The organism is Nocardia crassostreae (genome assembly GCF_001613405.1).
Lineage (GTDB): Bacteria > Actinomycetota > Actinomycetes > Mycobacteriales > Mycobacteriaceae > Nocardia > Nocardia crassostreae.
On sequence record NZ_BDCH01000019.1, the window covers coordinates 1 to 12,673 of the forward strand.

Consider the following 12,673-nt stretch of genomic DNA (forward strand, 5'->3'; position numbering starts at 1 on the left):
AGTGCCTCACCAGGCAACCGAGGTTCGCCTCCGATGGACATCCGAGACAGGGGGCCACAGTGAGCAGCCGGAGGGCTGTTCATGCTTGTCTTCTCACGGCCGCGAATGTCCGCCGCAGGCGAACCCCGAACCGCAGGTGACGCAAGCCCGTCCGCTGCACACGGCGGTCGACAGCAATCCTGTTGGCAGATTTCTATCCCGCCGCGAAAGCACGGTAACTGCAGGGAATTCCGTTCGAACAGTGCTGTGAGGGTTTGGGCCGTCTCGATTTTGGACTGAGTGGAGCGTGCGTCTGTGCGGGGGAGCGAAGCGGAGGAGCACAGACGTGCGCGGAGGGAGGGAAAAATCGAGACTTAGAGGCCCAAACCCCGCCCGGAGCGAAGCGGAGGGCAAATTAAACACAGCCACGAGCGTTCCTGATCAGACCCACCCTCTCACTTATCAGGGTGCGATCAACGGCTTCATGAAATCTCCTGCAGGCGAGCACAACCCCGCAATCCGCACACCTTCACCGCACCAACCTCACACCCTTTCCTCTGACTACACACCCCCATAGCCGGTGTGCAGTCACGAAACAGGGTGTGAGGTCACCGATTTGGCGGTTGTGGGCGTGAACTCACTCGAAAAGGTCAAGCGTCGGGTGGGATTCTCTGGCGCGGACCTCTATCGACCCGAAGACCAAGTCTGGTGGTGGTACCAGTCCCAAATGCTCCCATGCCGCTGCGGTGGCGACTCGGCCGCGGGGTGTTCGTGCGACCAATCCTGCTCGAACCAGGAAGGGTTCGCAGACTTCCTCAACGGTCGCGGCTTCCTCCCCAACTGCTACCGCGAGAGTTGAGACCCCCACGGGCCCGCCGTTGAAGCTGCGGATCAAAGCGCCGAGAACTGCGCGGTCCAGTCGGTCCAGCCCGAGGGCGTCCACATTATAAACGGCGAGGGCGGCCTGTGCGACCGCGCGCGTCACCAAACCGTCAGCCTTCACTTCGGCGTAGTCGCGGACGCGCCGCAGCAGCCGATTGGCGATGCGCGGCGTGCCGCGGGAGCGACCTGCGATTTCCACAGCAGCGTCGACCTCCAGCCGGACGCCCAGAATCCGCGCGGAGCGTTGGAGGATCAACTGGAGTTCGTCCGGTTCGTAAAAGTCCATATGCCCTGTGAACCCGAACCGGTCACGCAGTGGACCGGTCAGGGCTCCGGAGCGGGTGGTTGCGCCTACCAGGGTGAAGGGGGCGATATCGAGGGGAATCGAGGTGGCGCCTGGGCCTTTGCCTACTACTACGTCTACGCGGAAGTCCTCCATGGCGAGGTAGAGCATTTCTTCGGCTGGTCTTGCCATGCGGTGGATTTCGTCGATGAAGAGGACGTCGCCCTCGACGAGGTTGCTGAGCATGGCGGCGAGGTCACCGGCGCGCTCCAGGGCGGGGCCTGAGGTCAGGCGCAGGGCCGTGCCGAGTTCGGCGGCGATGATCATGGCCATGCTGGTTTTGCCGAGGCCGGGGGGACCCGACAGCAGGACGTGGTCGGGGGTGCCGCCGCGCAACTTCGCGCCGCGCAGGACCAGGGCGAGTTGTTCGCGGACTCGGGGCTGGCCTATGAAGTCGTCGAGGGATTTCGGGCGGAGGCTTGCCTCTATTTCGCCGTCGGAGGCGAGATAGCTTGGGCTGACTGTGGATTCGTCGGCGGGTGGAGTGAGGTCCTGGTCGTCGGTCATGATCGCCTATCGGTTCTTGCCCAGCAGTCCCAGGGCGGCGCGCAAGGCCTTGGAGGTGTCGGCGTCGGGCTGGTCGAGCAGGACGGCGCCGACGGCGGGTTCGGCGTGGCGGATGGGGAAGCCGAGGCCGATGAGGGCGTCGACGACCTGGTCGCGGATGGGGGTGACCATGGGGACGGGGCCTGCGCCGGGCGGGCCCGATTGCACGGGAACGAGATTCACCTTGTCGCGCAACTCCACGCACATGCGTTCGGCGCCGCGTTTGCCTACGCCGGGGACGCGGGTGAGGGCGGCTACGTTCGATTCGGCCAGGGCCTTGCGGAGGGCTTCGGGTTCGAGGACGGCCAGGACGGCCATGGCGAGTTTGGGGCCTACGCCGGAAACCGTTTGCAGGAGGACGAACAGCTCGCGGGCCTCGGTGTCGGCGAAGCCGAACAGGGTCATGGAGTCCTCGCGCACGATCATGGTCGTGTAGAGGCGCGCGTCCTCGCCGCGGGTCAGCCCGGCCAGGGTGGCGGGGGTGACGTTCAGGCGATAGCCGACTCCGGCGGCCTCCAGGACCACATGGTCGAGTCCGATCTCGAGTACCTCACCGCGTACCGACGCGATCACCGGGTTACCGCCTTCCGTTGCTGGGCAAGCCTTTCCTCGTACATGCGCCGTTGCTGCGCGGCCTGGGCCTCGGCCTTGGCCATGCGGTCCAGCATGGGCGCGCGCCAGCAATGGCAGATGGCCAGCGCCAGCGCGTCGGCGGCGTCGGCCGGTTTGGGCGCGACCGCCAGGCCGAGAATACGGGTGACCATGGCGGTCACTTGCGCCTTGTCCGCCGAACCGTTTCCGGTGACGGCGGCCTTGACCTGGCTGGGGGTGTGGAAGTGCACGGGAATGCCGCGGCGCGCGGCGGCTAGGGCGATGACGCCGCCCGCCTGCGCGGTGCCCATGGCGGTGCGCACATTGTGCTGGGAGAACACCCGCTCGATGGCCACGGCCTCGGGTTTGTGCGTATCCATCCAGTGCTCGGCGGCATCGGCCACGCGCATGAGTCGTTCGGCGAGATCCATCTCCGGCGGTGTGCGCACCACATCCACGTCCAGGGCCGTGACCTGTCGGCCCACTCCGCCCTCGACCATGCTGAGGCCGCACCGGGTGAGCCCGGGGTCGACGCCCATCACCCGCACGAAAACCCCTCTCACCGCTAACGAACAACTGTTCGAGAGTCTAACGGACGCAGCGCGAGTCCCCGGCAACCGACACGGGCCGGTCGGCGGCAGGGGTTCCGCTCTCACCGCCGCGGGCGGCGTCGGCTCACGCCGTGCTCGCGAGGATCGCTTCGAAGGCGTCGTGGGCGTCCGCGGTGAACAGGACGAATCGCACCTCACGCACGGCGGTATCGGCAGTGCGCACCGTCTGCACCGCAATGCGCGCGCCATCGTCGATGGGCCAGCCGTAGATACCGGTCGAGACGGCCGGGAAAGCCACCGTCTCGGCACCCAATTCGTCTGCCACCCGCAATGATTCGCGATAGCAGGAGGCGAGCAGGGCGGAACGGTCCTCGGTGGCCGACCACACCGGGCCGACGGTGTGAATCACCCAGCGCGCGGGCAGGTTTCCGGTGGTGGTGGCGACCGCCTGGCCGGTCGCCAGGCCGCGGCCGTAGTGCGAGGCCCGCAGGGCGCGACAGGCAGCCAGGATCTCCGGACCGCCCCTGCGGTGTATAGCCCCGTCGACTCCCCCGCCGCCCAGCAGTGACGAATTCGCCGCGTTCACCACGGCATCCACCCGCTGTTCGGTGATATCCCCTCGGACCGCGACCAATTCGACCATGCCCGGATTCTGCCACCCATTCCCGCGGTCCCGCCCGCGCCGTAGGCTCGTGCCAGGCGGTGACCTGGACGAATTCTCCCGCCGTTCGCGCGCGGCCGAATCGGGTACGCCGCCGGTAGGCCGGCGGACCGGACGCCGCGGCGCTTCGCGGCGCGCCGACGCCGGACGGAGAAAGGCGAACGGACAATGGCCACTTCCGGAACCATCCTCACCCGCTGGTCACCGGTACAACTGGGCGCGGCCGTCGTGGGCGCGACCTTCCTGGTGGTAGGGATTCTCGCGTTCATCCCCGGCATCGTCACCGACTACGACGACCTCGGCTTCGCCGGGCACGAATCGCACGCCGAACTCCTGGGCATCTTCCAGGTCTCGGTGCTGCACAACATCGTTCATCTGCTCTTCGGCGTGGCCGGTATCGCCGCCGCGCGCACCATCGCCACCGCCACCTGGTTCCTCCTCGGAGCCGGGGCGCTGTACCTGCTCCTCTGGATCTACGGCCTGCTCGTCGACCAAACCAGTTCCGCCAACTTCATCCCCTTCAACCCCGCCGACGACTGGCTGCACTTCGCCCTCGGCCTCGGCATGATCGCCCTCGGCCTGCTACTGCCACGCCTGTCCCCCCGCGCGGCAACCTGATCACCCCCGGCACGGCGAAGGCCGCCTCCGATCACGGAGGCGGCCTTCGTTTTTCGCTGTGTGAGCTCGATCAGGCGTCGAGTTCGGCGAGGACCTCGTCGGAGATGTCGACATTGGTGTAGACGTTCTGGACGTCGTCGCTGTCTTCGAGGGCGTCGACCAGCTTGAAGACCTTGCGGGCGGTGTCGGCGTCGACGGCGACCGACATCGACGGCTGGAAGCCGGACTCGGCGGACTCGTAGTCGATGCCCGCGCCCTGCAGGGCGGTGCGGACGGCGATGAGGTCGCCGGGCTCGGAGATGACCTCCCATTCCTCGCCGAGGTCGTTGACCTCTTCGGCGCCCGCGTCCAGGACGGCCATGAGGACGTCGTCCTCGGAGAGGCCGTTCTTCTCCAGGGTGATGACGCCCTTGCGGCTGAACAGGTAGGCGACCGAACCCGGGTCGGCCATATTGCCGCCATTGCGGGTCATGGCCACGCGCACCTCACCGGCGGCGCGGTTGCGGTTGTCGGTGAGGCATTCGATCAGGACCGCAACGCCATTGGGGCCGTAGCCCTCGTACATGACGGTCTGCCAGTCGGCGCCACCGGCCTCTTCACCGGAGCCGCGCTTGCGGGCGCGCTCGATGTTGTCGTTCGGGACCGACGACTTCTTCGCCTTCTGAATCGCGTCCCACAGGGTCGGGTTGCCGTCCGGGTCACCACCACCGGTCCGGGCCGCCACCTCGATGTTCTTGATCAGCTTGGCGAACAGCTTGCCGCGCTTGGCATCGATCGCAGCCTTCTTGTGCTTGGTGGTGGCCCATTTGGAGTGGCCGCTCATTCCCTACTTCCTCGGTTCAGGGGGCAACGTCGCCCGCGGACGGACAGCGGCCCCAGTCTACTGCGCGCCGTCGGAGCGGCCACGCACCCATGATCTTGTACCAGTCAGACTCCGGCGCGGGGGCGAACCACGGTGTCGACGAACAGCTTGTGCACGCGCAAGTCGCCGGTCACCTCCGGATGGAAGGAGGTGGCCATGACATTGCCCTGCCGGACCGCGACAATGCGCCCGGCCGCCGGACCCGACGGGACCGTGGCCAGCACCTCGACGCCGTCCCCGGCCCGCTCCACCCAGGGCGCGCGGATGAACACCGCGCGCACCGGATCGTCCAGGCCGGTGAACTCCAGATCGGTCTCGAAGGAATCGACCTGACGGCCGAAGGCATTGCGCCGCACCGTCATATCGATGCCGTGCAGCGGCTGCATATCCGGGCAGGTGTCGAGCACCTCGGAGGCCAGCAGGATCATGCCCGCGCAGGATCCGTAGGCGGGCAGTCCGTCGCGCAGCCGCTGCCGCAGCGGTTCGAGCAGATCGAACACCTCGAGCAGCTTGCTGATAGCGGTGGATTCGCCGCCCGGGATCACCAGACCATCCACGGTGTCCAGCTCGGATTCCCGGCGCACCGCCACCGGCTCGGCCCCGCAAGCCGCCAGAGCGTGCACATGTTCGCGCACGTCACCCTGCAATGCCAGTACACCAATCCTCGGAGTCACGCCGTCGAGCATACTTTTCACCGGCGGTGTGGCCCTGCTCACCCAGGGTGTGAAGGATTCGTTAGGACGGATGACCAGTCCGGTATCAGGCGCGCACACTCGCCCAAGTGACTGATGCGTTACCGCAAACCACGCCCGGACCGCGCGGCGGAGTCGACATGCCGCCGCCGCGTAATCGGGGAATGATCCGCGCCGGACGCAATACCGACCGGAACGGCCCCAATCAGATCGGCGGCAGCCCGGATACGACCGGGACTTCCACTCGTGGCGCCGGACATCCCGGCCGAGGTTCGCTGTTCCGTCGCCGCGGCGGACACGGGCTGACGGTCTCCACCGGATTGGCCGGGCTCTCCCTCGACGCCATGGCGTCGGTGTCCTACGGTCCGGAAGCCATCGTGCTGGTCCTGGCGGCGGCCGGGGCGGCCGGTCTGGGCTTCACCCTGCCGGTGACGGCGGCGATCGTGGTGCTGCTGGCCGTGCTCATCGCCTCCTACCGCCAGGTCATCGCCACCTTCCCCAATGGCGGCGGCGCGTACGCCGTGGCCAAACAGCGGCTGGGGCATCGGACCAGCCTGGTGGCGGCGGCCTCGCTGATCGTCGATTATGTGCTCAATGTGGCCGTGTCCATCGCCGCCGGTGTCGCGGCGCTGACATCGGCCTTTCCGGGGCTGCACGCCTATATCGTGGAAATCTGTCTCGCGATTCTGGTGGGCATCACCGCGCTCAACCTGTACGGGATCCGGGAGAGCGCTCGCGCCTTCATGATTCCGACGATCGTGTTCGTGCTCGGGATTTTCGCGGTCATCATCGGCGGCTAGCTGCGCGCCGAGCCTGCGAGCGTGGCGACCGGCGCAGCGGTGGTGACCGATGCGCACACCATTGGAATTCTGTTGCTGCTCAAGGCTTTCTCCAGTGGGTGTGCGGCGCTGACCGGTGTGGAGGCCATTGCGAACGCGGTGCCGAGCTTCGCGCAGCCGAAGGTGCGGCGGGCGCAGCGGGCCGAGGTGGCGCTCGGGGTGCTGCTGGGCATCATGCTGCTGGGCCTGGCGACGTTGATCGAGAAGTTCGAGGTGCATCCGATCGAGGGCACCACCGTGCTCTCGCAGCTGACCGAGGCGGCGCTGGGGCACGGAATCGCTTACTACGTGGTGCAATTCGCGACGGTGATTTTGCTGGCGCTGGCGGCCAATACGTCCTATGGCGGGTTGCCGACGCTGACCAAGATCCTGGCCGACGACAACTGCCTGCCGCACCGGTTCGCGGTGGCTTCGCCGCGGCAGGTGTACCGGTTCGGCGTTCTGGCACTGGGCATTTCGGCGGCGGTGCTGCTGGTGGCGTCCAATGGCAATATGAATGCGCTGGTGCCGCTGTTCGCGATCGGCGTGTTCGTCGGGTTCACCATCGCGCAGGTCGGCATGGTGCGGCATTGGCTGGCCACGCGCGGCGCGGGCTGGAAGTGGCATGCCGGCTCGTCGTCCATCGGTTTTGGTACCGGACTCTCACTACTCATGCTCAACGGCTTCGGTGCGATATTGACCTTCGTGGCGGCCATCGTGACCACGGCCATGAAGTTCACCGAGGGCGCGTGGCTGATCGTGGTGGTGCTGCCGCTGCTGGTGGTCGCCATGGAGCGAATCCGCAAGACCTACGGCAAGATCGAGGGCTGCCGCGGCGCGGGCTGCGTGCCCGAGACGCCGAAGGCCACCGAGACCGCCATCGTGGTGCCGGTGTCGGAGGTGTCGGAGTTGAGCCGGGAGGCGCTGTCGGCGGCCATGTCGCTGGGGCGCGATGTGATCGCGGTGCACGTGTGCCCGCCCAGGGAGAACATCACGGTGTTCACCAAGGAATGGGAGGCGTGGCATCCCGATGTGCGGCTGATTCTGCTCGAGGACGGCGACTCGACCGTCGGCGGACCGGGCGCGCGGTATGTGCGCGATACGTTTCCGGGACGGCGCAAGGTCGTGGTGATCGCGGAGATCGAACCTCCGGCGGGGTGGAACAAGGTGCTGCCCAGCCATCGCAGTGACGAACTGGAGCGAGTGCTGCGCAAGATGCCGAACACGGTGGTCTGCCACCTGCGAGTGCAGACGGCCTGATCGAAACGCGCGAGCGCGCCGAGGGAAAACCGTCGGCGCGCTCGTGACGTTCGATGCGGTGGTGCGTGCTCGGCACCGGCGCGGTCGTGTGACGCGTCAGTTGGTGCCCGGCGGGTAGGACTGCGCGTTCTTGTCGCGCGGAGTCCGAATCAGCCCTTCCTGCATGACGACCGCGACCATCTCGCCGCGCTGATTCCAGATCCGGCCGCCGGTGAGCGCCCGCCCGAATCCGGCCGAGGGCGACTGCTGGTCGTAGAGCAGCCAGTCGTCGGCGCGGAAGGGCCGCAGGAACCATATGGCGTGATCGAGCGAGGCGTTCTGCGTCGGCTCGTCCGGATGCGGCACCTTCGACGAACCGAGCAGCGTCATATCGCTCATATAGGCGAGCGTGCACACATGGAACAGCGGATCGTCGGGCAGCGGATGCCGGTATCGGAACCACACCTGCTGCTGCGCCGCCAGCCCCTCCCGCCGTGTGACCTGCTCCTGCGGAATGGTGCGGATATCCCAGTGCTCCCATTCCCGCATGGCCCACAGCCGCTCCGGTATCATCGAGGTGCGCGCGTCCAGAAGATTCTGGGGCAGCTCCACGGTCGGCATCTCGTCCTGATGCTCGGGCCCTTCGTCGCCGCGATAGAAGGAGGCCGACATGGTGAAGATGGCCTCACCGTTCTGCACGCCGGTCACGCGCCGGGTGCAGAACGAGCGCCCGTCGCGAATGCGATCGACCAGGTACACGGTGCGCTCCTGCGGATTGCCCGGCCGCAGGAAGTAGCCGTGCAGGGAATGCACCTGGAATTCCGGCTCCACCGTGCGCACCGCCGAGACCAGCGCCTGCCCGGCGACCTGTCCGCCGAAGGTGCGCGGCAGCTGCGTCTTGGTCGACGCGCCCCGGAAGATGTCGCGTTCGAGCCGCTCGATCTCCAGAGCCTCTTCGATCGTCGCCATGCACCGTTCCCTTCCGAATAGTCGGGAGCTAGGTTAACAGCCGTTCACTGAACCGAACCGCCCGACCTGCCCGAACACCGCATGGATCGTATCCGCCGGGCCACCGTTCCCGGGCCGATCACGCGGGTGCGAATGCGTGCGGCTCCCATCGCCGCCGTCCCGGCCCGTCACCATCACGCATGATGGTCGGGTGCCCGAGTTCGCCGCCGTCACCCCCGATGCCCTGACGAACCTGATCGCCGACCGCGCCGCGACTCTGCCCGCGCCCGCCGTCATTGCCGTGGACGCCGCCGACGCCGCGCGCCCGGTCCCGTTCGCACAAGCCATCGCCGCCCGCATCCGCGCCGCAGGCCGCCCCGCCGACGTCGTCTCCCTGCACGATTACGTCCGCCCCGCCTCCCTGCGCCTGGAGTACGACCCCATCGACGAATTCACCTACCGCACCGCCTGGTTCGACTATCCGGCGCTGGATCGTGAAGTCCTGAAACCACTGCGCAGCGATGGCCGCTGGCTCCCCGCCCTCTGGAACGAGCGGACCGACCGCTCCGCCCGTGCCCGCATCCGCACCGCCGCCCCCGCCATGGTCCTGCTCATAGCGGGCCCGATGCTCCTGGGCCGCGGCCTGCACTTCGACCTGACGGTCCGTCTGCGCATGTCGGAGTCCGCCCTGCGCCGCCGCACCGATCCGAGCGAGTCGTTCACCCTCGGCGCCTTGCGCGAACACGAGGGCACTCATTACGAAGATCCGGACATCCTGGTCGCGTGGGATCACCCGGACCGCCCGGCCGTGCGCACCTGACGCGGCCGCGGTGGAACCCGTCACTGCCTGCTTCCCACCGCCCGCAATGGTGGGATGATCGACCCAGTCTGCGAATTCAGTGGGCGCGCACCGCATATCGGTGCGCGAGAACGAAGGAGCGAGCATGACCATCGGAGTTCCCGGCGTCCGCATCGGCCATTGGTCGGATCCCGTAGGCGAAACCGGATGCACCGTCCTCACCCTCCCGCAATGGACCACCGCCTCCTGTGAGGTCCGTGGCGGCGCGCCCGCCACGCGTGAGCTCGATGCCCTGGCCCCGGACAAGACCGTCGCCGTCGTGGACGCCATTCTCCTCACCGGCGGTTCGGCTTTCGGCCTGGCCGCGGCGGACGGCGTCATGCGGTATCTGGAGGAGCAGGGCCGGGGCGTCCCCACTCCCGGCGGAGCCGTTCCCATTGTCCCGACCATGGCCTTGTTCGACCTCGCTGTCGGCGATCCGGCCGCGCGCCCCACCGCGGACCACGGCTATGCCGCCGCGCAGGCCACCGGTGGCGACCAAATACTGCAGGGTCGGATCGGCGCGGGCTCCGGTGCGTACACCGCGCAGTGGCGCGGCCCCGATCATCGCCGTCCCGGCGGCATCGCCTATGCCGAGCGACGGTTGGACGATGTGATCGTCGGCGCCCTCTGCGTGGTCAATGCCTTCGGCGATATAGACACCGGCTCCGCCGAGATCTCCCTTGAGGCCGTGGCCCAGCTGAACCAGCCCTTCGATTTCGCGAATTCGCGCGCGCACACCACGATCGGCGCGGTCATCACCAATGCCCGCCTGAGCAAGGCCGACTGCCACATCGTCGCCCAAGGCGCCCACGACGGCCTCTCCCGAGCCCTCACCCCACCGCACACCCGCTTCGACGGCGACGGCTTCATCGCGGCCGCGACAGGTGAGGTCGACTCCAATGTCGATGTGGTCCGCCTGATGGCCCTGGCCACGGTGACCGAAGCCATCCGGTCACTGGCTTCCTGATCGGCTAGGGTCGCGTACCGGACACGTCCAGCCGAGGAGCCGCATGCCTTTCGATCCGCCCCACGACGTGGCATTCAGCTATCCGGCCATCGGTGCGACCGCCCCCGCCCGCCCTGACTGGCCCACCGTGATTCCCACCTTCCGGCACTACGACCGGACCGTCGCGATCGGCCGGGGCGACGCCGATTGGCTCGCCACCGTGGACGCCGTGCTCACCTGGGGTATCAAGCGGCGCAGCGGTTTTCGGATCACTCCCCTGGGCGTGGCCGCCGACCGCGTCACGGCGGGCGCCGACTACCGCATCAGCGCCTTTTTCGGGCCGTTCGCGGTGCACGAGCCGGTCCGCGTGGTCGCCGTGGTCGACACCCCCACCCGCGCCGGTTTCGCCTACGGCACCCTGCCCGGCCATCCGGTCTCCGGCGAGGAAGCCTTCGTCGTGCACCGCGATCCCGACGGCACGGTCTTCCTGACGCTGCGCTCCCTGACCCGCCCGGCGCGTTCTGGCCCCTGGCGCGCCCTGTTCCCGATCCTCCCGCAAGCCCAGCGTTTCTATCGCCGCCGCTACCTGCGCGCCCTCACCCGCGGCGGCTCGTAAATGACTCGGTCCCAGGATGATTCGGTCATGTCAGGGCTCGCCGTAGGCGCTGGGCGAACTCCTCCTCACGGCCCGCCAGTTGGGGATGGTCCCTGACGGAGGCGGGCCAGTCGACATTGGTGGTGATGTAGTCGACGAGCCGGGCGTAGCTGCCGTAGTCCCGGTAGTCCTCCTCGGGGTGGAGGGTTCGGTCCAGGACCTCGCTCGGGAGGTGGCAGTGCTCGGCGAGGAGGACGGCGTCGTAGAGGTCTTTGCCGCGGGGGTACTCGTCTCTCGCCAGCCATAGGAGTTTCCAGGCCAGGGAGAGTTCGGGGGTGGCGGCGTTCAGGACGGCGGAGACGCCGGGGCGGGCCATACGAGGTATCCGGGTGAGGATGGGTGGCTGCGCCAACGGCTGCCCGAATACGAAGTCGATTTGCACTGAGCCCGAAGGAATGTCCTGATCGACTGCGGTCCAGGGCAGGAGCAGGCGACGGCCGGGGACGGTGTCGTAGGTCCAGATGTCGTCGGTGGCGGCCATATCGGCGTGGAAGCGGATGACGCTGTCGGCGGCCTGTGCGGCGAGTTCGGCCTGCTCGGCGATATCGACGAACATGTCGCCGACTCGCTCGTCGCCGAGTCGCCACTGGCCGCGAACCATGCCCGCCCGGTGTCGGGGTCCGCGAACTGGGGCTCGGTGAGTCGCAATCCGTTGCTGTGGTGGTCCATGGCGACGTCGTAGTACAGGTGCTGGACCACGCCGTCGCCGAAAACCGGTGCGACGGTGCGAGGTAGATCCTGGGCGGCGCGGGTGGCCTCGGACAAGGGCGCGTTCGGGGCGAGGTGCTCTCTCGAGCCGTGGCGGCGCTGGAAGTCCTCCCAAGAACCGGCGGTCATGGCTGCTGCCCTTCGGTGATCCACCCGGCGTCGATCGATTCGTCGCTGTCGTGGACGACGAATTCGCGCTCTACGGAGAGTATTTCGTAGTCGGTCAGTGCGGCGAGCAGGGTTTCCAGGCGGGCCGCCGCTGTGGTGTCGCCGACTCGGCGGCAGCGTTGGGTGACGAAACGTTCGGTGCGGCCGTCCGGGCGGGTGCGGCGGGCGTTGGCGGAGAGGTGGGCGGCGTGGATGACGGCTATCGCGGTCAGGGCGGTGGAGTCGGTGTCCGGAGGTAGCAGGAGCTTGATGTGGTGTTCGAAGTAGTAGCGGGGGTCGAGGGACCGCGTGTCGGATTGCGGGACGCCCTCCGCCCACGGCGCGGCCTCGATCTTGGTGCGCACCACCGGGAATCCGTCACCGGACAAGCGAGCCGCAAGGTGTTCCACCGCGACGCGAACGGCCTCGAACGATCCCGATCGCCGCACGGTGATCATCGGCTGCTGGGGAACTCGACCCCGGTCCAGGACGATGTGGATGAACTTCAGATCGTTGGCGGCGGCATAGGTTTCGAAGGCGTCGATCTCGGCGCCGGTGTCCGCGCGGACGGTCAGGTGCGCTTCGAAATCGCCGTGGAATGCCGGTGCTGTGGTGGTTGTCACCAAGACCATTTTTCCAAACCGCG

General features: G+C 67.8%; 15 protein-coding genes. 6 read left to right on the forward strand and 9 right to left on the reverse strand.

Going from position 1 to position 12,673, the window contains the following annotated elements:
* Nucleotides 1-616: 616 nt before the first annotated feature.
* The 4 genes from ruvB to NC4_RS18895 form a co-directional block, all read right to left on the reverse strand.
* Nucleotides 617-1,711: a Holliday junction branch migration DNA helicase RuvB gene (gene ruvB, locus NC4_RS18880; RefSeq protein ID WP_067540061.1), complete on the reverse strand. Its 1,095-nt coding sequence runs from the start codon at nt 1,709-1,711 to the stop codon at nt 617-619.
* Between the two features lie 6 nt (nt 1,712-1,717).
* Nucleotides 1,718-2,323 carry a Holliday junction branch migration protein RuvA gene (ruvA, locus tag NC4_RS18885; protein WP_067540064.1) on the reverse strand — a complete coding sequence of 202 codons (606 nt, stop codon included), beginning with the start codon at nt 2,321-2,323 and terminating at the stop codon, nt 1,718-1,720.
* Nucleotides 2,320-2,889 carry a crossover junction endodeoxyribonuclease RuvC gene (ruvC, locus tag NC4_RS18890; protein WP_067540066.1) on the reverse strand — a complete coding sequence of 190 codons (570 nt, stop codon included), beginning with the start codon at nt 2,887-2,889 and terminating at the stop codon, nt 2,320-2,322. Before ruvC ends, ruvA begins: the two co-directional genes overlap by 4 nt.
* A 127-nt stretch (nt 2,890-3,016) precedes the next feature.
* Entirely contained in the window at nt 3,017-3,535 is a 519-nt protein-coding gene (locus NC4_RS18895) for an O-acetyl-ADP-ribose deacetylase (protein WP_067540069.1), read from the reverse strand.
* Nucleotides 3,536-3,721: 186 nt separating this feature from the next.
* On the opposite strand from NC4_RS18895, the gene NC4_RS18900 reads away from it, so the two are divergent.
* Nucleotides 3,722-4,171, forward strand: a complete 450-nt coding sequence (locus NC4_RS18900) for a DUF4383 domain-containing protein (RefSeq protein WP_067540071.1) — start codon at nt 3,722-3,724, stop codon at nt 4,169-4,171.
* 70 nt (nt 4,172-4,241) lie between these two features.
* Here NC4_RS18900 and NC4_RS18905 read toward each other — a convergent pair whose 3' ends face one another.
* Together NC4_RS18905 and pdxT are read right to left on the reverse strand one after the other, a co-directional pair.
* Nucleotides 4,242-4,994 carry a YebC/PmpR family DNA-binding transcriptional regulator gene (locus tag NC4_RS18905; protein WP_067540074.1) on the reverse strand — a complete coding sequence of 251 codons (753 nt, stop codon included), beginning with the start codon at nt 4,992-4,994 and terminating at the stop codon, nt 4,242-4,244.
* A gap of 104 nt (nt 4,995-5,098) precedes the next feature.
* A complete protein-coding gene (gene pdxT, locus NC4_RS18910) occupies nt 5,099-5,719 on the reverse strand; it encodes a pyridoxal 5'-phosphate synthase glutaminase subunit PdxT (protein WP_067540077.1) in 621 nt (206 codons plus the stop codon).
* Between the two features lie 95 nt (nt 5,720-5,814).
* On the opposite strand from pdxT, the gene NC4_RS45300 reads away from it, so the two are divergent.
* On the forward strand, nt 5,815-6,525 hold the full coding sequence (locus NC4_RS45300; protein WP_501193516.1) for an APC family permease: 711 nt from the start codon (nt 5,815-5,817) through the stop codon (nt 6,523-6,525).
* 21 nt (nt 6,526-6,546) lie between these two features.
* The gene (locus NC4_RS18915) at nt 6,547-7,803 is read left to right on the forward strand and encodes an APC family permease (RefSeq protein ID WP_501193517.1); all 1,257 of its coding nucleotides are present in this window, start codon (nt 6,547-6,549) and stop codon (nt 7,801-7,803) included.
* Between the two features lie 96 nt (nt 7,804-7,899).
* Here the strand turns inward: NC4_RS18915 and NC4_RS18920 are convergent, their stop codons facing one another.
* Entirely contained in the window at nt 7,900-8,751 is an 852-nt protein-coding gene (locus NC4_RS18920; RefSeq protein WP_067540080.1) for an acyl-CoA thioesterase, read from the reverse strand.
* Nucleotides 8,752-8,941: 190 nt separating this feature from the next.
* Between NC4_RS18920 and NC4_RS18925 the strand changes: the two genes are divergently transcribed.
* From NC4_RS18925 to NC4_RS18935, 3 genes are all read left to right on the forward strand, one after another.
* Nucleotides 8,942-9,550 (forward strand): nucleoside/nucleotide kinase family protein, encoded by a 609-nt coding sequence (locus tag NC4_RS18925; RefSeq protein WP_067540082.1) that lies wholly within the window; start codon nt 8,942-8,944, stop codon nt 9,548-9,550.
* Nucleotides 9,551-9,674: 124 nt separating this feature from the next.
* Nucleotides 9,675-10,538, forward strand: coding sequence for a P1 family peptidase (locus NC4_RS18930; protein ID WP_067540979.1), 864 nt, complete (start codon nt 9,675-9,677; stop codon nt 10,536-10,538).
* Nucleotides 10,539-10,581: 43 nt separating this feature from the next.
* Nucleotides 10,582-11,133 carry a DUF1990 domain-containing protein gene (locus tag NC4_RS18935; protein WP_067540085.1) on the forward strand — a complete coding sequence of 184 codons (552 nt, stop codon included), beginning with the start codon at nt 10,582-10,584 and terminating at the stop codon, nt 11,131-11,133.
* Nucleotides 11,134-11,158: 25 nt separating this feature from the next.
* Here the strand turns inward: NC4_RS18935 and NC4_RS18940 are convergent, their stop codons facing one another.
* Both NC4_RS18940 and NC4_RS18945 read right to left on the reverse strand, forming a co-directional pair.
* Complete coding sequence (locus NC4_RS18940) at nt 11,159-11,773, reverse strand: nucleotidyl transferase AbiEii/AbiGii toxin family protein (RefSeq protein WP_067540088.1); 615 nt, start codon at nt 11,771-11,773, stop codon at nt 11,159-11,161.
* A gap of 232 nt (nt 11,774-12,005) precedes the next feature.
* Complete coding sequence (locus NC4_RS18945) at nt 12,006-12,650, reverse strand: hypothetical protein (protein WP_218021220.1); 645 nt, start codon at nt 12,648-12,650, stop codon at nt 12,006-12,008.
* Between the last annotated feature and the right edge of the window lie 23 nt (nt 12,651-12,673).